Source organism: Fimbriimonadaceae bacterium, assembly GCA_019638775.1.
In the GTDB taxonomy this organism is placed as follows: domain Bacteria; phylum Armatimonadota; class Fimbriimonadia; order Fimbriimonadales; family Fimbriimonadaceae; genus JAHBTD01.
This window is the reverse complement of record JAHBTD010000001.1, coordinates 1,232,251-1,250,946: the sequence shown is the minus strand read 5'-3', so window position 1 is coordinate 1,250,946 and position 18,696 is coordinate 1,232,251. Positions and strand designations below refer to the sequence as shown.

Here is an 18,696-nt window from a genome sequence, read left to right as displayed (position 1 = left end):
TGCATAGAGATGAAAGTGAAAGCGGCTCTATTTGGCTTTGTCCTGCTGCTCTGCATCGCAGGATGCAGTAGCGGAACGAAGGCTGCGTCGTCACTCACTGGTAAGTGGACTGCCCAGTTCCCCGAGCCCGACAAAAACGCAGGCATCAAGGAAGGCGATACTTCCACCCAGTGGACCATCACCTTCCACAAAGACGGCACTTTTGAAGAGCACGCATCAACCAAGACCATGGCAAACATGGACCGTAAAGTCAAAGGGACGTTTCGGCAAGAAGGAAACAGAGTCATTCTCAAAGGCACCGCCCAAATCTCCATGGATGACGGCTACAAAAAGACAGCTCAAACCGAACCCTCAGAAATGAGCTTGACCATCGCCGAAGGAAAGCTCGTCATCGAAAACGCTGATCTCGGCAATGTTGTTTTCAAACGGGAAGGGTCACGCCCGACGCTCGAAGCATCTTCCGAGTCCGCCGAAGTTGGAGACTATTCAGAGGCCGCGAAACTCATCAAAGACGTCGAAGGAATGTACGGCAAGCTCAACAGTTATGCCGACGAAGGCACGTTCGAGTCCTCGGGCAGTGGGTTCATGGCAAAGGAAGCCCTATTCGAGACACGATTCCAGCGGCCCAAACTTTTCCGGTTCACTGCAAGCGCAATCGAGAACGGAAAGAAGTACGACACGAACGCGGTATGGTCGGACGGATCAAAATCGTGGATCTACATGGAGATGTCTGGAGGATCGGAAGAGCGAGGCATCGCCGCTGGCTTGTCCACCATCACCGTCGGCACACGCACAGCCCCAACCCTGATTCCAAGCCTCCTGATGCCATCACAGTTCCAGCGTAGCGAACTCTCTCGGCTCTTTGGTGGAGCGACAATGGAGCCTGAAACCAAGGTCGACGGCAAGCTGTGTTTTGTGCTCAAACAAAACGGAGTGGCAGGCGGGACGCTATGGATCGAAAAATCCACCCTGCTTATCCGAAAGCTCGTCATGTCTACCGGAAACGCCGTTACCGTCTACAAACCTCGCCCCAACGCCACCATTCCCAGCAGCGAGTTCACCTTCAAAGCTCCAAAGTAATCCGCGCCAAACCGACTGATGAGTGAAGGTCACAGCCGCAATGGTGGGATCAGAGCGAGTTTCCCCGCTGATAATTTTGCTAGAAGAATGTATAAATTATTCAAATTTATATCAATCCGTTGTATATTCAGTACACGCTGAATAAAGGTGCAAATGCACATCGGCGGGTTTGAGTGGATTGGTGATTGATTATGAAGCGCACATTTTTGGTGGCGTTCGCTGTTGTAGGTGCTGTGGCGGCTAACGCTCAAGTGAACTATGGAACAAATTTTGACCCGGCAACATATGCCCCGGGTCTCCTTAATGGACAAGACGGTTGGGTTGCTGGGTCGGGGTCATCGAACCTTCCGACAGTGACGAACAACGTCTCGTTCTCATCGCCTCAATCGGTAATGCTCGTTGGCAACCCCGGTACAGGCTCGACCTTCAACTCTTCAGGACATCTGTTCGGCGCAGGGCTCCCCTCCGCTGGCACGATGCTTCTCACCGCTTCGGCAATGGTACGCGTCGATAGCATCGGAGCCGATCGATACTTTGGTATCGCTTTTGGCGCGAGCGCTTTGGCAACCGGCGGACGAATCGGAATCTTCCTCGGCGGAAACGGTCTTCGCGGCGGCGGTGGCAGCTATGCGTCGTTCAATAGCCTTGCCGGCGGATTGCTTCAAAGCCGAACGACCGCTGACTTCCTCGGTCGCTGGATTCGCGTCTCGATGACCGCAGATCGAAGCAGCGCTGTCAACAACATGACCTTCACGTTCTCAGGTCTGGACACAACCGGCGGCGCTGCCACCGAGTCGTTCACGAGAAGCGCTGACCTCAGCCTTATCAACCTGACCCACGTGCAGGTTGTCTCCGACTGGAGCAGCAGCAGCGCCCATAATGGTCTGGCATTTGTCGACAATGCTCAGTTCGGCGCTAACCCGGTTCCAGAACCGGCAACTATGGCTGTTCTCGGCATCGGCGCAATGGCCCTCATTCGCCGACGAAAGAAAGCGTAACCAACCCATCTCTATTAGGTGGAAAGGAAAAGCCCCAACCGAAGGATTGGGGTTTTTCTTTGTTTAGACCCAGGGTCTTCTCACGTTCCGCAGGCTTCACAAGATCACGCCCCCACAACTGGACATCCGAATTCGCAAGGCTAACAATCGCCATTCGTACAGCGTAGGCTTATACTGATATCAGCACAGTCCATCTGTGAAGGCTCACCCATGTTCATCGCCTCCCTCCTCTTTGTTTTCGCCCCCGCCATTATCTCCAGCGAAAGTGTTGACCTTGAACATCTGTCGCCCTATGGTCTTGCTAAACCCGTCGTGATCGTGGCAAAGACGATGCCCGAAGGAGTGGAAAAGAGTGAGGAAGCGACGGTTCTTATCGCCGAAAACGACACCGCTCCCGATGGCTTTCAGTTCCTCAAGTCCGCTAACGACACACCATCGCCTGGCCTCATCGGCATCTACATCCCTTCCGAAGCCGCCCTCAAGATCGAAAAGCGGGCGATCACCAACGTAGGGACAGGAAACGTCCTTCTTCGGCTTGCAAAGTCCAGCACACGCGAAACGCGAAGTCTTCTGCTGTCGGGCCGCACGCGGGCGGACTACAACGAGTGGCGCCGCGCCGCCATGCAAAGAACTCTCAGCGATCCTTGGCCCCCAAAGCAGCCAGACCTGCCCAACGTTCCTAAAGGCACCCTCGTCATCGTTGGCGGGGGAGGCATGCCCCAAGACATCGCCAAGCGCTTTATCGACGCTGGCGGTGGTGAAGATGGACACTTCGTCGTCCTCCCCATCTCCATGCCCGACCCCATCAATGTCGAGCGTGAAGCCGCATTTCTAACGCGAATGGGAGCAAAAAACGTGACCGTTATCCCCGACCGCGAAAAGGATAAGCTCGAAGACCCGAAGACGATTGAGGTGCTTAAAAAAGCAACCGGCGTCTGGTTTGGAGGCGGTCGGCAGTGGAACTTCATCGACGCCTACGAAGGCACCAAACTGCCACAACTCTTCAAGGACGTCTTAAACCGAGGCGGTGTCATCGCTGGCTCTTCGGCAGGGGCAACCATCCAAGGCGACTACCTTGTGCGCGGAGCGCCCGCAGGCCCGCAGATCATGATGTGCGAAGGCTACGAGCGAGGTCTTGGCTTCCTGCCCGGCGTCGCCATTGATCAGCACTTCTCCGCCCGCAACCGCTTCGGCGACATGACCGCACTGATGAAAACCTACCCCCAATTCCTCGGCATCGGCCTCGATGAAGCCACCGCGATTGTCGTCCAGGGCAGCACCGCCGAAGTCATGGGTAGGGGCAAAGTGCATTTTTACGACACCAGAAAACCCCGAAAAGAGGGAGAACCCGATTACGACGCCTATCCCGCCGGTACGTTCTACGATCTCAAAGCACGAAAGCCCATCGCCAAATAGCGCTCACGCAAAAGACCTTGCAAGCGCTAGGCAGGTACTCTCTGCGCGCCAACATGACGCCCCAATCTTCCGGCAATCCCCTGTTTCCTGGCTGGTGGGCCGACCCCGAAATCCACGTATTCGACGGTCGATACTATATCTATCCAACCTTTTCTGCGGCCTACGAGGATCAAACGTTCTTCGACGTTTGGTCGTCCAGCGATCTCACTGGTTGGCGTAATGAGGGCCGCATTCTTGACTTTGCAAATGTGCCTTGGAGTACCAACCGTGCAGCATGGGCTCCGTCCGTTACATACAAGAATGGCCCATATTTCCTTTACTTTTCCGCCGGTGACGGAGCCGGCATAGGGGTCGCCCAAGCGGAGCATCCTGCCGGACCGTTCTTCGATGTCCTCGGCAAGCCGCTCATCGAGGAGTATCACCACGGCGCACAGCCTATCGACGCTCATGCCTTCATTGATGACGACGGCAAAGCCTATCTGTACTACGGTGGCTGGAAGCATGCAGTCGTGGTTGAACTGGGTGAGGACATGGTGTCGACCGTTGGGGAGTTCCGAGAGATCACACCCGAGAACTATGTCGAAGGGCCGTTCATGCTCAAACGCAACGGCGTGTACTACTTTATGTGGTCAGAAGGGGGTTGGGGCGATCCTTCTTACAGCGTGGCGTATGCTCGGTCAGATTCCCCATTCGGACCGTTCGTGCGAGAGGGGGTTGTGCTGAAGAGTGACCCTGAAGTTGCCACCAGCGCCGGGCACCACTCGGTTCTTCAAATCCCTGGAACCGATGAATGGGTGATTTGCTACCATCGACGTCCGCTCACCGAGTCGGCAAGGGACCATCGTGTGGTTTGTCTGGACTGGATGGAGTTTGATGAGCAGGGCAGAATCCTCCCCGTCAAACTTACAAAGACGGGAGTCTCACCCCGCCCCCTCGTGCGGTAGCGCCCAGCTTTACCCACCCTTTAAAACAACGATTTACACCAGCTTCCGCCCTCCGATCGCTGCTCGCTGATCACCGATAGCCGATTAGCTGATAGCTGATCTTCCACCCGCTTGCGGTGGAGGGTCCATCTGGGAGGGTAACGCTTCGTCGTTGCGTACGACACCGCAAGGCGCAGGCAAGGATACCTGCACCACAATCGTTTGAACAGGCTTTGCGCCTTGGCGTCTTTGCGAGAAACAAGACAGGAGCTCACGCACACGCGGAGAGTTCACAGAGGACTCAACCCGGAGAAAGAAGCTTGAACTACACCACCGCGAGCAACGGTTCCGACTCGGACGCGCAATCGACTGCCCGCAACTGCTCAAACAATTCCTCCAGCGTCTGCGAATACTTCACCGTATCAAAATGTCGGAAGCTGCCGTAGCTGCTGGCCAGCTTTAGCCACTGTTTCAGCCGGGAAAGCTCCCGCTTGGGCGCCGCCCCACAATACTTCTCTGTAAACTCGAGAAACACCCCAAACAGGCTGATCCAATCCGGCTCTTGCTCGGCAAAAACCACCGACCTCGGTCCCGCAATCCCAAGCTCAACCGCAATCTGATGCGGCAGTGACGGGTTCGCCAGCGCGCTCCGCCCGATCATAAAGTGCAGACAGCCGGTCATGTCCTGACACCGCTTAAAGTCGTCAAGCGACCAAATGTCCCCGTTCGCCACAACCGGAATGCCAAGGCTTTCCCGAACCTTCCCAATCGGTTCGTAATACACGGGTGGGGCATACCCCTGCATCTTCGTTCGGGCATGAATCGTCAGCCAAGCCGCACCTCCTTCAGCCGCCATCGTCGCGTTCTCATAAATTTCGTCAATCGACTCCCAGCCCAGCCTCAGCTTTGCCGAAACCGAAACCTCAGCCGGAACCGCATCCCGGACCGCCGACACGACATCCCGCACCCGGCACGGATACCTCAGCAAAGATGCGCCGCCATCATGGCGGTTGACCGTTGGGGCGGGACACCCGAAGTTGATATCGATGGATGTGGCCCCTGCTTTGCAGGCATTCACCGCCGAAATCGCCATCCGCTCGGGATCACCGCCCAAGATTTGAACCTGTACCGGCATTCTAGTTTCCGTTCTGCCGCCCGTGCAAATCTCGGGGATCTCCCGTCGGAACACCTTGGCAGGCAAAGGCTCAACGCTCACCCGGACAAACTCGGAAACCGCATACGAAAACGCTCCCGACGCACCCAAGAACGCCCGCATGGGGGCATCGGTGATGCCGTCCATCGGAGCGAGAACCAGGGCCGGGAGTTTGGGGTTAAGCATAGATGTGTTACTTCTATTATTGGATCAAGTCTCGTTCGACATGGGGGACTCTGGATTTGACACTGCCTTTCAACCTGCAACTGTAGCCGTGGCTTAAGCCCACGTTTCGCGTGCGTTAGCTGGAGAGACATTGTCCTCAATGTCCTGATTTAGGGTCGCTGAGGACAGTGCTCCTCGAACCTCAGTCTATGGCCCAACCCTTACAATCCACTTCGTGATCGCTCTGCCACTGCATCCTGATAATCTTCGACGCTCCTGCCTGCGCATTCTGATGGATGCACCGTAATACACCGCCGCCAATCAGCCACCGCCTGATCGTCTATCATCACCTCAGGCTTAGGCAAGAACGCAACAAAACAGTCTGAAATCCCAAGCTCTTGCGCGCTTTGCCGGGCATACTCTCCGCCCCCACTGCTCCAACAGTAAAGCTCCGCGCCCTGCTCCTTCAACTCCCGGACATGCCGCACAACTCCCGGCATTGGCATCCGCTTAGAGCCTGCACTCCTCACCAGCGTATCGTCAACGTCGACAAAGATCACCATGATCCCGCAAGTCTATCGTACGTCGGCAGACCGATCTCCACTTATCGCTACTCACTCCATGCCTTCACTCTCCGTAGGTGACGGCCCTAACTTTTAGTGGAAAACCGATTCGCCAAGATCAAGGCCGCCTTCTGCTCATCCCAAGCCGGAGCGGCACTTTCCGCAGACTCCTCTACCGGACTCGAATCAGCCTCAAACAGCAGCTCCCGAGAAACACGCGACTCTTGCTCTAGTCTCGGCAAATGGGTTCGCGAAGAGATGAGCTCGATGTAATAACGCAGGCTTTCTGTCGCGCCGCCCTGACCTGAAAACGGGCGTCTCGTAAACACTCGGTCCACATACCGCGCCACATAAGTCAAGCTCTCCTGACTGTGCCGGTGCATCGTTGGGCCGACCGCATCGAAGATATCCCGGATTCGGTTCTTGATCTCCTCCTGTGAGTTTGAGCTAGGAGATTGGTCGCCCATATGCTTCGCGCACAAAACGATAATGCGTGTCGTGCTGGCCCGCAAAAACCCGAGAATCGAGTCTGTATCGGTGTAAAGACTGCTGGTCTGATCCAGCTTCAGTCCACCGTGCTTGACCGCTGCATCGCCGTGTTGCTTACTCATTTCGAGTCTTTGGAAGGCTGTGGACTGGATGGCCTCCCGGGCATCTTCGTCAGGCTCCTCAAGCGCCTGCTCGAAACGGTATGCAGCGATCAAAGCATAGGCTCGCTCCAGTGTGTCGTACGGAGCCGATTCCTTCAGTAGGATTTCGTGGTCTCTGTCCTTTGTCGAAGGTTTCGCTTTGGTCCTTGTCTCGCTGGCTACTTTGTCGCGGGAGCTTAGCGCCTTTTCAAGCTCGGTGATCGCGGCCTCAAGCTGTTGAACATGAGCAGCGTTGCCACTCGTCATCAGGCGTGTAAACATGCGCAGTCGGCGATAGTTAATGATACAAAGGTGCTCCCAGTATTCGAGCTCGGTGATGAAGCCCCTAGCGAGGCAGTCCTCAAGCTCGATGGAAGCTTTGCGAAAATAGTTGTCCGAAGCTTCGAACGAACTGTAGGAGAACATGCTGCTTACGGCCATTGCAAGAATGCGCAGCGCCCGCAGATACCGATGCACATCACTCTTTGCGGGGTGAGCGCTCTTGCGAATGTTCTCCTGCCAAGACTGTTCGATGATGCGGCAAATCCGAAACGACTCGGAATAATCCCCGTTGTACAAGGCGATCCGTGCCAAATCGACGCTGATGAACTTGCGAATCGGCTTATGGGTCGGGCTTCCCTCTAACAGTTCGTAGAGCGCGATGGCCTGTCGATACCGCGCGTGATCGCCCTGGGTGCAACGCTCAATCCATCGATTCACGTCCTCTCGACAATCCTCCAGATCAACAGGGGGAAACATCAGCCAGCGCAACATTTCCGAACCATCTTTGTCCGTCGCCAAGACGTCGTCGATCATCCCCAAGTCGTGCATCTGCTGGAAAACGATATGCTGAATGCGGCTTGCCGTCTCATGCTTTTTGTGATGCTCGAAGAAGCTGACAATCTCGGCAAAAAAAGGAAACTCCCAAGCCTCGGCCCCTTGTTTTCGGGCATAGGCGAGCCTTTCCCGGATCGATTCCGGGGTCTTTACAGCGCCCTTTGCTTGCCCCCGAATCCACTTGTAAAGCTCCGTTTTTGAGAGCGAATGCCGGGAAACTGTCTGGAGCAGAAAGTCTCCAAAGGTGAAATCCTTTGTCATCACTTATAGGAGACGCATTTTCTGTGAAACGGGATCAGAAACAAAGAAAACTCTTTATCGATTTAAAGAATTATCTTTGTTTAACAAAAGATAGCAAAGATTATTCTGATTTTGTGTGAATCTCCCCGTATAAATTCTTGGCACCTGTCGTACGATTAGAAATGACAACTATCTCGACTCAGCAAAGAAGCTGGGAAGGAGAAAGACCATGCGAAACAAGAACCTCATCGTAAGCTACTCCGCTTGGCAACATGCCATGTCGGAATTTGGCCCGCTCTGCATTGATGTTCTACTGGGGATGTATCGCGGATATCGGCTGTACATCCAGGAGAAACATTTGCAGGGTTTCACCTACTATCCCGGTGACCCATCGGAAGGGGCTACGGCTATCACGGAGTATCTGCAGCGACAGGAAGTCATTCAGCCGCGGAGCTTCAACGAGACGTTCGTCGTATACACCGCACTGATGCGGGAGACAAATCGGCGCTACCACGCAGAGGACATCTGGACCTATGCGCTGGCTGTACTGCTCAACGAGTCGGATGTACCAGGGATCAAGTTCCTGACAACGGAGTATATATACGGGATCGACGAAGCGGTGCCGCAGATTCTCTTCGGCAGAGACGACGGCCCGGACTGCATCGAGCTCGACGCCGCATAGGCACAACGGTGCCTATTCCTAAAGAGCAGGAGGATCCAGCTTCTCCTGCTCTTTTTCTTTCTTTAACTGCTCACGCTGCCAGTTCCAGTCGATCTCTGGGTGGAATCTCTCAGGATGCTCCACCATCCAAATCTGCTTGCGGATGACGAAGTTATCGCGATCGTATCGGAGGGCCTGTTTGAAGTGAATCGTGGCGTTGGTCTTGTCGCCCGTCGCGAGCAAAGCCGAGCCGTAGGTGAACTGGGCTGGGCTAGATTTGGGCATCTCGGTAGCTGCTCTGCGGAGGTAGAGCAGCGCTTCGCGGGACTTGCCTTGCCGGTGCAGGAATCGACCAAGCTCAAGATTGGCGTGACCGTCATTGGGAGTTTGCGATAGTGCGTCGCGCAGATCACTCTCAATCGCGCGATCATCAACTGGCTCAACACCGGTTCCATCGCTCTTTACGGATGGAAGGGCCAAGAAAGCGTCGATCTCTTTTTGAGTGGCTGGGCTTCGCACTTCAAACCCACCGACCTTTTGATAGCGCAGAACTCCGGCTTCATCGATGAGGAACCCGTTGGGGATGAGCTGGAAACCGAAGGCATCCGCGAGGGCGTTCTGCGAATCGACCAGCGTCAGATAGGTTGCTTTTGCCTTGTCGTAATGGGGTTTGGCTGCGGGGATTCCGCCAACGTCCATCGCCACGGCAGCGAAAACGAAGTCGCGGTTCTTGTTCAATTCTACGAAGGCCTGCCACCCGGGCAGCTGCTCTCGGCAGCCTCACCACGAGGCCCAATTGAAGAGGATCAGCTTTTTCCCTCGGAACTGGGAGAGGCGAACGGTCTTGCCGTTCATGTCCTGGATGGCAACGTCGGGGATCGGCTTCCCGACCTCGATCTTCGCCGGGGTCTGCGCGAGAACGGTCATGAAAAGGGCGGCAAGCATAGAACCATTGTACAGCAACCTCATTTTCTGAGAATCAATCCGCCATGCCGACGCTTCGACCAAGATAGTAAGCTCCATATATGTCTGGACCCTTTCTTGGTTTGAATGCGCGGCAGTATGGGCTGTCGGAATCTTTGTCGCGGGATATTGAGATTCTCGACGCGGCATTGGGCGCTGTCTTGGAGGATCAGGAAGGGCCTGAGTTTGTGGCTCAGGCAAGGCAGTTGGTAGCTGACCCAAGCGCACCTCTCCCGGAAGCACCGGAGCGGATTTTGCGTTTGGCCCGGGCCTACACGGTCGTTTTTCAGCTCATCAACGTCGCCGAACAGAAGGAGATTGTGCGCATCAACCGGGTTCGCCGCGCGGAGGGCCGCAACGAGTCGATCTCGGAGGCGATTGGGTGGCTCAAGCAGCAGGGCAAAACCGCCGAGGAAGTCGAAACGCTCTTGCAAGAGATTTGGATTTGCCCGACTCTAACCGCTCACCCGACCGAGGCTCGACGCAGGGCCGTTCTCGACAAGATTTTGCGGGTGGCGCTGGAGCTTGCCGAGGAGGATGCGGGGGAGGGCTGTAACCTCAAAGACCCGCTGGACGCGACGGGGAGACACACCGACAGGATTCGGCTGGCTCTCACCCAGCTATGGCAGACCGACGAGATGCGCACCACCTCGCTCACGGTTCGTGAGGAGGTTCGGAACGCGCTTTACTTCTTTGAGCGGACGATTTTTGAAGTTGTGCCGTGGCTGTATGACGACCTTGCCCGCGCCCTCCGCAAGCACTATCCCGAAAAAGACTGGACAATTCCGAACCTGATTGCCTATCGGTCGTGGGTCGGCGGGGACCGCGATGGTAACCCCAAGGTCACGCCAGAAGTCACTTGGCAGACCTTGCTAGATCACCGTCAAGCGATCCTTGAAAACCACATCAACGCCCTCGACCGACTTCGGATGCAACTCACAAACAGCAGTCGGCTAGTCCCGGTGAGTGAGCGATTTGAGCAAGTTCTTGCCGCAGACATTCAAGAAACGAAAGTTTCGACTTGGATTCAAGAGCGATACGCACAAGAGCGGTATGTGCTGAAAATCCACACGATGTTGGCGCGACTACGGTCGATGCACACCGACCTTGAAGAGCTTCGAAAGGGGCACCCACACGAGAGCCTTATCGGATACAGCAGCGCCGAAGCCTTTGCCGACGACCTTCGACTGATGATGGAGAGCTTCCGCGAGAACCAGGGCGAGCTTGCCGCCGAGTTTGGCGAGTTGCCGCTGTTGCTTCGACGCGTCGAGGTTTATGGGTTCCATCTGGCCACGCTGGATATTCGACAGCACTCGGAAGAGCATGAGCGCGCGGTTTCGGCGTTGCTGGCTGCGGCGGGGGTGACACCCGCTTATTCCGAACTCAGCGAAGCGGACCGAGTGGCGCTTCTAACGCAGGAGCTTGCGAACCCGAGGCCGCTGGTTCCTGCCGATTTCACGACAGATGATAGGGTTCGGAACGTACTGGATGTGTTCGACGTGATCAAGCGGGCGAAGCGCCTACTCTCAAAGGACAGCATCCAAGCTTATGTCATCTCAATGACGCACGGGATCAGCGACATTCTTGAGGTTCTGCTTCTGGCAAAGGAGGCAGGTCTGGTCCATGTTCAGCCCGATGGGAGCCTGCGCAGTGAGATCGATTCGGTACCGCTTTTTGAGACGGTCGGCGATCTTGAGCGGGGAGGGGCGCTGATGGCTGAGCTTTACGCGCAACCGATCTATCGTTCGCATTTGAGCTCTCGGGGCGGCTGTCAGGAAGTCATGCTCGGCTATTCCGACTCCAGCAAAGACGGTGGCTACCTCGCCGCGAACTGGGCGTTGTACTCGGCGCAAAGCGAACTTGCAAAGGCGAGCAGCGAGGCTGGGATCAAACTACGGCTCTTTCATGGGCGCGGCGGAACAGTTGGGCGAGGAGGGGGCCGCGCGAACCGGGCCATCCTTTCTCAGCCACCAGGGTCGTTCCAAGGGCAGGTGCGCTTTACCGAGCAGGGTGAAGTGATCTCGTTCCGATACGCGTTACGGCCCATTGCGCATAGACATCTGGAGCAGATTGTCAACGCGGTGATCATCGCTTCGGCGCGAGATGCGGTTTCTGATCCGCCCGAGTTTCATGAGGCGATGCGAACGATCTCTGCCGATGCCCGAGACGCCTATCGAAAGATGGTTTACGACGATTCGGATTTTTGGAGCTTCTACTCTCAGGCCACGCCGATTGAGTTCATTTCACTCCTGACCATTGCGTCTCGTCCCGTTTTCCGTCCGGGCAAGATGCTTGGCGGGATGTCCCAGCTTCGGGCGATCCCGTGGAACTTTGCTTGGGTGCAGAGTCGACACGTGTTGGTCGGCTGGTATGGGATGGGCACGGGCTTGCAGGGGTATGCCAATAAGCCGCTGTTGGCGGACATGCACAGCCGGTGGCCGTTCTTCCGCACAGTCATGGACAACGCTCAGCTTGAGCTTGTACGGGCGCATCTACCAACGTCGCGAATGTATTCGGCACGGGTGCAGCCGGTGGCTCTTGGCACACGGATGCAAGGGGATATTGAGGCCGAATATGGACGGAGCGTGGAATCTATCTTGGAGCTTTCGGGTTCGCAGGAGCTGCTGGATAGTGCGAAAACGGTGAGGGCAACGGTGGAGTTTCGGAATCCGATGGTGTTGCCATTAAACCGAATGCAGGTGGCTTTGATGGACCGCTGGGCTGATCTGCCGGAGGATGAGCAGGATGGAGTTTGGCGTGAGGCGGTGCTGCAGACGATTGCAGGGCTAGCGGCGGCGATGCAGAGTACGGGGTAGTAGCTGGGAGTGAGTAGCGGGGAGCAGCAATCGGCAATCTGCAATCAGCAAACGGCAATCCAAAATCCAAAATCTAAAATCCCGCGACCTCCCCACCCTCCCCTCTCCACGACCAGTCGGGATCTTCGACATTTCCAGAAAATGGAAGGGGAGGGAATCTGGTTTCCCTCCCTGGTCAAATCCAGTCTTTGTAGAGTTCGGGCCGGCGGTCGGGGAGGAAGAGCCGTCGCGCCGAGCTTTCGGCATTGGCGGTGAGATCGATATCGGCGATAAGGATGTGTTCTTCGCCTTTGGGTGCGCGGGCGGTCACCACGCCATCCGGCCCGCAAACGAACGACTCCCCGGCAAAGTGCAGCCGCTCCTCTTTGCCTACCCGGTTGCAAAGTGCCGTGAAATAGCCGTTCTGGAATGCAGCTACCCTCATTTCGGCTTCATAGAGTCCATCGGGCCACTCATCCATGGCTCCGGCTTGGGGGACGATGACGAGGTCGGCACCGCCAATGGCAAGGGCACGCATGTATTCCGGGTAGTGCCGGTCGTAACAGATCGCAACCCCTACTCTTCCAACCGCGGTCTCGTAAACGGGTGCGCCAGTATCGCCGGGGGTGTAGTAACCCTTCTCATGAAAGCAGGGATAGTCGGTGATGTGGACCATACGCGTGCGGCCAAGTAGCTTTCCATCGGCGTCGATTACGGGCGATGTGTCATAGAATTGGCTTCCATCCTGCTCATAAAGATTGATGATAGTAACGATTCCACACTCTTTTGCAGCCTGTTGGAAGGCCATCGTTGTGGGCCCGGGGATGGGTTCGGCAAGGTCTGCCCGATTGGGGCCTGCGATGTTTTGTGGATAGAACCTCTCGAAAGCGAGTTCGGCGAAACAGACCAACTCTGCGCCTTGCTCCTTTGCTTTGTACAGATTTCGCAGACCCTTTTCGACGTTTTCTGGTTTTGATAGTCCGGCAAACTGCTGAATGAGGGCGATGCGCATGGTCCAAAAAGTCTACTCATTTCATCCCCACGGTAGGCCTCTCGTCGCTTTGAGTCGTCCTTAGGGCGAGAAGTAGGGATAATCGCGGGGGCTCTGGAAGGCTTCGTCTTGCGTGACGGCAGTTTCCGGCAGTGTCTCAAAAGAAAGGGGTGACCAAGCAAGCATGTCTGTTGAGCTTTTGAGTGCGAATCTGTTGACGCCGATGGTTCTTGCGTTTGTCCTGGGGGCAATCGCGACACTATTGAAGAGCGACATGAAGCTGCCGGATGGGCTTTACACAGCGCTTTCGATCTACCTTCTCTTTGCGATTGGGTTGAAGGGTGGCGTTGCGCTTTCGGAGTCTTCGATTCAAGATTTGTGGAAGCCTGGTGTGGCAACTTTACTCTTGGGTGTCTTGACCGCTTACCTGAGCTTTCTCGTTGCACTAAAGCTTGGAAAGATTGAGCGGGTCGATGCGGCCTCGCTTGCAGCGCACTACGGTTCGGTTTCGGCCGTGACGTTTATCGCGGCGGTGTCTTTCGCCGAGACTCAAAAGATCACCACCGAAGGGTTCATGCCAGCATTGGTGGCGGTGCTGGAGATTCCGGCTATTCTCCTTGCGCTAACGCTGGCTCCACGGTCGCAGCATGCGGAGGCAAGCAAGCTTTTGCGGGAGTTGTTCACGGGAAAGACCGTCATGCTTCTCCTCGGTGGAATGTTGATCGGGCTAGTATCGGGGACGTCAGGGATGGCTCAGGTGAAGCCGCTTTTTGGAGACCTCTTTAAGGGCGCTCTGACGATCTTCCTTCTTGAGATGGGCATTGTCGCCGCTCAGCGCGTGGGCGATCTACGCAAGCACGGACTGTTCTTGTGCGGGTTCGGAGTATTTGTTCCGCTGGTGAACGGGATGTTGGGGGTCTTTGCGGGCACCTTGGCTGGTATGTCGATTGGTGGTGCGGGCGTGCTTGGGGCGATGGCGGCGAGCGCATCCTATATCGCGGCTCCGGCGGCGGTACGGGTGGCGTTGCCTAAGGCCAACCTGAGCCTCTCGCTTTCTGCGGCCATGGCGATCACGTTTCCGTTCAACTTGATCATCGGGATTCCGCTCTTTCTTCAGGCTGCTCATTGGATGAGGTGAGCTTCGATTTGGGCTACTGTGACGGTCTAAACGCGACGACCTTATCCCCGAGCTCCAGCTTGCGATTTACGGCGTCTGAGAACGAAAGCATCTTTCCTTCGGCGGTGCGGACGGCGAGGATCTGCCAGTCTCGTTGAGTTTGAATTTGTCGCAGGGTTAAGCCCAATTCAGCTTCGGTGATGGCGTGATCGACGAGATCAGCTCCCTGACCGTGAGCTAGTAGCTCTTCGATAATGCCGGTCGCAAGGGGAGCGATAGTTGCCGAGGCGAGCAGCCTGCCTGCGCTTACCGATGGGGCGATGACGGTGTCGGCTCCGCAACGTTCGATAAGCTTGACGTTTTCATCTTGGCGGGCGGCTGCGCGGATTTTGACTGTAGGGGCGAGCTCACGTATGGTGAGACAGATCAGAACGCAGGCCTCGTCGTTGTTCGGGACGACGATAGCTTCAGAAGCTTTGTCGATGGCGACATCCCGGAGCATATCTTCGCTTGCAGCATTGCCAAGAAAGGCGTTCGCGCCCATTCGATTGGCTTCGGCGATAGCCATCGGCTCGGAGTCGATGACGATGATGGATTCGGGCGCAACACCGCGCTCGAGGAGTTCGAGCATCGCGGAACGGCCTTTGACGCCGAATCCGCAAATAACGATGTGGTTTTTGAGCGAGCGTTTGAGCTTTCGCATTTCAATCTTCTCGATGGACTTTCGCAACGTGAGTTCGTAGGCTGTGCTGAGGAGGAGCAGCCAGATAAGCACACGAAGCGGGGTGATGCCGAAGGCGACCATGGCGCGGGCTTCGGGTGAGACAGGGACAATGTCGCCGTAGCCGAGCGTGGTGACGGTGACGACGGCGAAGTAGAGGACGTCCATCGCTCCAAGCTCGGCACCTCCGTTGTCGCGCAGGCCGTCGCGCTCGACCCACAGCAACACCCAAGCGACGATGAGGAGCGCCGTAACAAGCAGGAGGCGATTCAGGAGGGCGCGCCACGGTTGCTGAGCCGCTAAATGAAGCCGTCTGGTGTAGGTGCCCGCCGTCACAAAGTAGACATTAGCATATGGGTTGGATGGTGTTGTGGGTTCAAACTCGAACTCTTAGCCGATTCGCGGTCGGGTTTCCGTTGGATCAGGTTTTGCTCTAGGAAGGACCTATTCAGGAGACGCGAAAGCTCGTCGTTCAAATTGGGCCCATTGGACTGCTAGAAAACGGCCCCTGAGCGGGTTGGGCTAGGACATCTGTTCAAGGCCCGCAAGCCAGCGATTATACTGTGCGGGAAGATTTAAACATCTTTGTACGTGCTAATTTACATTAACCTAAATAGGTAAAAGGAGTGAAACATGAGCAACAAATTCATGGGTGCATCGCGTCTGGTTTCATCGGGCGTGTTGGCTGCGGGTCTGGCGATGATCACGATCGGGCTTGGGCACAGTCAGGAGAGATCGGGGCGAAGTTCTACAGAGCCACCGGTTGCCGCTCGCGGAAAGTTTGGACAGGATCTGTTCTTTGCCGTAGATCGTCGGGACGTCGCTGAAGTTGAGTCCCTGCTCAAGAAGGGCGCCGATCCGAATTCTCGCAACGGCCTTGAGCTTTCGCCACTGCACATCGCTTCTGCATCGTTCCAGCCGGAAGTGATGCAGGCGTTGATCGCAGCGGGGGCAAAGCCCGACTTGGACACGATTTATGGCACACCGCTCGCGTTCGCGGCGATGTCTGGGAATATGCCGGGGGCAGGCATCCTTCTTTCTCATGGAGCGAAGGTCAACAGTGTGCGCCAAGACGGCTACACCGTTCTGATGATGGCGGCCAATTCGGGATCGCCCGAGCTTGTCGCGGAGTTAATCAAGCGCAAAGCAGACATCAACGCCAAGAGCGCCAGTGGTTCCACCGCTTTGATCTACACAGCGCGTTCGGGGCATATGGATGCGGCGAAGGAGCTATTGGAAGCCGGTGCTTCCATCGAAGCTGCTGACGAAGAAGGGCAGACAGCGCTGATGACCGCAGCGATGTCGGGACATGCCGACTACGTGAAGATGCTTCTCCAGCGAGGAGCAAAGCCCAACGTTCGCAACGCAAAGGGCCAGACGGCGCTGATTTTGGCAGCGGCTTATGGCGACAATCCCGAAGTGACGAAAGCCCTTTTGGACGCGGGTGCAGACGCAAGCGTGAGCGATAAGCAGGGCCGAACCGCCGCTGCATTTGCATCGGTGAGAGGCAACAAGGGAAATATTGATCTACTTGGCAAGCCGAGCTCCGCTGCTTTGGTGGCGATGAAGCATCCGCAGTCGGTCAAGCAGGCGGCGACGCTGTCGGTGATTGCGCTGCAGTCTTCAATGACGGACTTCACGAGAAGGGCGCTTTGTGTCTCTTGCCACCACGAGGGGCTTGGACGGATGGTGATGGCCTCGGCGAAAGACCGCGGCTTCAAGATGGATGAGAACCTTCAGAAGATTCACAGTGGACGCGTGAGCGGCATGCTGGATGCGATGAAGCCTCTGCATGAGATGGCTCTCAAGAGCGAAGAAGCAATGAAGCAGATTCCTCTTATTGAGATGAACGAGGTCGCTCCGGTGGATTCCTGGCTGCTTGCCGGCATGGCAGCACAGAAGGAGCCTGCGAATGCGGCTTCTGCGGCGATGGCCATGGTCCTTGCTAAGCAGCAGTCCCCTGAGGGGTTCTGGGCATTCTCCCTGCCGCGCGTGCCGATGCAGTCGAGCGTGTTTACCTTGACGGCGCTTTCGGTTCAGTCGTTGAACTTTTATGGTCCAAGGGCACATGCCAGCGAGATGAAGGAGCGCATCGGTCGAGCCAAGAGTTGGATGATGTCGGCCCCGGCCAAGACGGCGGACGACCTTGCTTTCCGGCTTCTCGGCTTGAAGTGGTGCAGCGCCACGCTTGATGAAAAGAGCGCTGCGATGAAGGAGCTGCAGGCGGCACAGCGGTCCGACGGCGGTTGGTCGCAGGTTCCGGGCGTTAGCTCCGACTCCTATGCCACTGGTCTTGCGCTTTATGCGCTGCACATTGGTGGCGGGATGCCGACGACGGACCCTGTGTATCAGCGCGGTGTCCAATATCTGTTGCGGACGCAGGATGCGGACGGAACTTGGTTTGTGCCCAAGCGGGCACTGCCAGCCAACAACTATCTGAATGCGGGCTATCCGCACGGCGAATCGCAGTATTCATCCTTTAATGGTGGGTGCTGGGCAACGATGGCGCTGTTGCAAACCTTGCCGAAGAAGTAACGCGCAACGCGGTAATCGAAGCCGTCAACGGGGTGCATCAACGCTCCGTTGACGGCTTTTTTGTCCATCTTGGAGTTGTGCTTGGGTTCTCCTCAGGTAAGCAGTAGGGAATGAAGACGATCGGGATTGTGGCTCACAGCGCTGAGGGCGGGGCGCTTTGCTTTTGACAGCTTGTCGGGCGGGGGCTGAACCTCTGGGCGTCCATATGCACCCGACCATCGTTTTGAGCGCGATCCCGATGGGTTTGAGCATGTCGGGTTGGGAGTCGGGAGACTATTCCGAGGTCGGGAAGTACTTGGCACAAGGGGTGCGGCAGGTCGCGGCTGGGGGTGCGGATTTTTATATCTGCCCGGACAATACAGCGCACATCGTGCTTGAACAGATCGCCGGTGAACTGCCGATTCCAGGGTTGCACATTGCCGATGTGGTGTGTTCGGAGATTGTCGCGAGAGGGTGGACCCGGGTTGGGCTGCTGGGCACGAAGTGGACGATGACCGGTCCGGTTTATGCGAAGGCTTTGGCGGAGCGTGGGCTGGAGCGCATCATTCCTGACGAGCCGACCCGGGAGCGGATCAACACTGCCATCTTCGACGAGCTTTGCCAGGGCCTTACGCCTGAGCCGACGACAGCGATGTTTTTGGGGGTGATTGAGGACTTGCGGGCAGCGGGGGCGGAGTGCGTGATTTTGGGCTGTACGGAGATACCGCTGATTGTCAGCGATGAGAACTCTTCGCTGCCGGTTTTGGATTCCACGCGGCTGCTGGCGAGGTATGCGGTTGCTGAGGCGGTAAGCGAGAGGGAGATAAGGATGGCCTCGGGTTGGATTGAGCCCACTCCCGTGTTGCAAAAATAGCCTCAAATTTAACCTACTCGAACCCCTCGAAGGTGGAGTATGATAGCGCTGTTTAG

The 18,696-nt window shown here is 56.4% G+C and carries 16 protein-coding genes; 9 read left to right on the top strand and 7 right to left on the bottom strand.

Annotated elements, in window-relative coordinates:
- Positions 1–9 precede the first annotated feature (9 nt).
- The 4 genes from KF784_05825 to KF784_05810 all read left to right on the top strand — a co-directional run bounded on the left by KF784_05825 (position 10) and on the right by KF784_05810 (position 4,438).
- On the top strand, positions 10–1,080 hold the full coding sequence (locus tag KF784_05825) for a hypothetical protein (protein ID MBX3118562.1): 1,071 nt from the start codon (positions 10–12) through the stop codon (positions 1,078–1,080).
- Positions 1,081–1,271: 191 nt separating this feature from the next.
- Entirely contained in the window at positions 1,272–2,078 is an 807-nt protein-coding gene (locus tag KF784_05820) for a PEP-CTERM sorting domain-containing protein (GenBank protein MBX3118561.1), read from the top strand.
- A 210-nt stretch (positions 2,079–2,288) separates the two neighbouring features.
- Entirely contained in the window at positions 2,289–3,494 is a 1,206-nt protein-coding gene (locus tag KF784_05815) for a cyanophycinase (GenBank protein ID MBX3118560.1), read from the top strand.
- 53 nt (positions 3,495–3,547) lie between these two features.
- Positions 3,548–4,438 (top strand): glycoside hydrolase family 43 protein, encoded by an 891-nt coding sequence (locus tag KF784_05810; GenBank protein MBX3118559.1) that lies wholly within the window; start codon positions 3,548–3,550, stop codon positions 4,436–4,438.
- A gap of 304 nt (positions 4,439–4,742) precedes the next feature.
- Here KF784_05810 and KF784_05805 read toward each other — a convergent pair whose 3' ends face one another.
- From KF784_05805 to KF784_05795, 3 genes are all read right to left on the bottom strand, one after another.
- The gene (locus tag KF784_05805) at positions 4,743–5,756 is read right to left on the bottom strand and encodes a tRNA-dihydrouridine synthase family protein (GenBank protein ID MBX3118558.1); all 1,014 of its coding nucleotides are present in this window, start codon (positions 5,754–5,756) and stop codon (positions 4,743–4,745) included.
- Between the two features lie 200 nt (positions 5,757–5,956).
- Positions 5,957–6,298, bottom strand: coding sequence for an HAD family hydrolase (locus tag KF784_05800; protein MBX3118557.1), 342 nt, complete (start codon positions 6,296–6,298; stop codon positions 5,957–5,959).
- A gap of 86 nt (positions 6,299–6,384) precedes the next feature.
- The gene (locus tag KF784_05795; GenBank protein ID MBX3118556.1) at positions 6,385–8,025 is read right to left on the bottom strand and encodes a hypothetical protein; all 1,641 of its coding nucleotides are present in this window, start codon (positions 8,023–8,025) and stop codon (positions 6,385–6,387) included.
- 208 nt (positions 8,026–8,233) lie between these two features.
- Here KF784_05795 and KF784_05790 point away from each other — a divergent pair, with 208 nt between their 5' ends.
- Positions 8,234–8,686 (top strand): hypothetical protein, encoded by a 453-nt coding sequence (locus KF784_05790; GenBank protein MBX3118555.1) that lies wholly within the window; start codon positions 8,234–8,236, stop codon positions 8,684–8,686.
- Positions 8,687–8,704: 18 nt separating this feature from the next.
- Here KF784_05790 and KF784_05785 read toward each other — a convergent pair whose 3' ends face one another.
- Positions 8,705–9,403 (bottom strand): hypothetical protein, encoded by a 699-nt coding sequence (locus tag KF784_05785; protein MBX3118554.1) that lies wholly within the window; start codon positions 9,401–9,403, stop codon positions 8,705–8,707.
- 42 nt (positions 9,404–9,445) lie between these two features.
- Positions 9,446–9,610: a redoxin domain-containing protein gene (locus KF784_05780; GenBank protein MBX3118553.1), complete on the bottom strand. Its 165-nt coding sequence runs from the start codon at positions 9,608–9,610 to the stop codon at positions 9,446–9,448.
- 80 nt (positions 9,611–9,690) lie between these two features.
- On the opposite strand from KF784_05780, the gene ppc reads away from it, so the two are divergent.
- The gene (gene ppc / locus KF784_05775; GenBank protein ID MBX3118552.1) at positions 9,691–12,444 is read left to right on the top strand and encodes a phosphoenolpyruvate carboxylase; all 2,754 of its coding nucleotides are present in this window, start codon (positions 9,691–9,693) and stop codon (positions 12,442–12,444) included.
- A 175-nt stretch (positions 12,445–12,619) separates the two neighbouring features.
- Here ppc and KF784_05770 read toward each other — a convergent pair whose 3' ends face one another.
- On the bottom strand, positions 12,620–13,435 hold the full coding sequence (locus tag KF784_05770; protein MBX3118551.1) for a hypothetical protein: 816 nt from the start codon (positions 13,433–13,435) through the stop codon (positions 12,620–12,622).
- Between the two features lie 163 nt (positions 13,436–13,598).
- On the opposite strand from KF784_05770, the gene KF784_05765 reads away from it, so the two are divergent.
- Positions 13,599–14,552: a sodium-dependent bicarbonate transport family permease gene (locus tag KF784_05765; GenBank protein ID MBX3118550.1), complete on the top strand. Its 954-nt coding sequence runs from the start codon at positions 13,599–13,601 to the stop codon at positions 14,550–14,552.
- A gap of 13 nt (positions 14,553–14,565) precedes the next feature.
- Here the strand turns inward: KF784_05765 and KF784_05760 are convergent, their stop codons facing one another.
- On the bottom strand, positions 14,566–15,588 hold the full coding sequence (locus KF784_05760; protein ID MBX3118549.1) for a potassium channel family protein: 1,023 nt from the start codon (positions 15,586–15,588) through the stop codon (positions 14,566–14,568).
- A gap of 297 nt (positions 15,589–15,885) precedes the next feature.
- Here KF784_05760 and KF784_05755 point away from each other — a divergent pair, with 297 nt between their 5' ends.
- Together KF784_05755 and KF784_05750 are read left to right on the top strand one after the other, a co-directional pair.
- A complete protein-coding gene (locus KF784_05755) occupies positions 15,886–17,787 on the top strand; it encodes an ankyrin repeat domain-containing protein (protein ID MBX3118548.1) in 1,902 nt (633 codons plus the stop codon).
- Between the two features lie 205 nt (positions 17,788–17,992).
- Positions 17,993–18,640 (top strand): amino acid racemase, encoded by a 648-nt coding sequence (locus KF784_05750; GenBank protein ID MBX3118547.1) that lies wholly within the window; start codon positions 17,993–17,995, stop codon positions 18,638–18,640.
- The last annotated feature ends 56 nt before the right edge of the window (positions 18,641–18,696 follow it).

Bases quoted from the DNA above. Each gene is read 5' to 3' on its own strand.
- KF784_05815 (MBX3118560.1), top strand. From the start codon at position 2,289: ATGTTCATCGCCTCCCTCCTCTTTGTTTTCGCCCCCGCCATTATCTCC.
- KF784_05790 (MBX3118555.1), top strand. From the start codon at position 8,234: ATGCGAAACAAGAACCTCATCGTAAGCTACTCCGCTTGGCAACATGCC.
- KF784_05750 (MBX3118547.1), top strand. From the start codon at position 17,993: ATGCACCCGACCATCGTTTTGAGCGCGATCCCGATGGGTTTGAGCATG.
- ppc (MBX3118552.1), top strand. From the start codon at position 9,691: ATGTCTGGACCCTTTCTTGGTTTGAATGCGCGGCAGTATGGGCTGTCG.
- KF784_05765 (MBX3118550.1), top strand. From the start codon at position 13,599: ATGTCTGTTGAGCTTTTGAGTGCGAATCTGTTGACGCCGATGGTTCTT.
- KF784_05805 (MBX3118558.1), bottom strand. From the start codon at position 5,756: ATGCTTAACCCCAAACTCCCGGCCCTGGTTCTCGCTCCGATGGACGGC.
- KF784_05755 (MBX3118548.1), top strand. From the start codon at position 15,886: ATGAGCAACAAATTCATGGGTGCATCGCGTCTGGTTTCATCGGGCGTG.
- KF784_05780 (MBX3118553.1), bottom strand. From the start codon at position 9,610: ATGCTTGCCGCCCTTTTCATGACCGTTCTCGCGCAGACCCCGGCGAAG.
- KF784_05770 (MBX3118551.1), bottom strand. From the start codon at position 13,435: ATGCGCATCGCCCTCATTCAGCAGTTTGCCGGACTATCAAAACCAGAA.
- KF784_05795 (MBX3118556.1), bottom strand. From the start codon at position 8,025: ATGACAAAGGATTTCACCTTTGGAGACTTTCTGCTCCAGACAGTTTCC.
- KF784_05810 (MBX3118559.1), top strand. From the start codon at position 3,548: ATGACGCCCCAATCTTCCGGCAATCCCCTGTTTCCTGGCTGGTGGGCC.
- KF784_05825 (MBX3118562.1), top strand. From the start codon at position 10: ATGAAAGTGAAAGCGGCTCTATTTGGCTTTGTCCTGCTGCTCTGCATC.
- KF784_05800 (MBX3118557.1), bottom strand. From the start codon at position 6,298: ATGGTGATCTTTGTCGACGTTGACGATACGCTGGTGAGGAGTGCAGGC.
- KF784_05820 (MBX3118561.1), top strand. From the start codon at position 1,272: ATGAAGCGCACATTTTTGGTGGCGTTCGCTGTTGTAGGTGCTGTGGCG.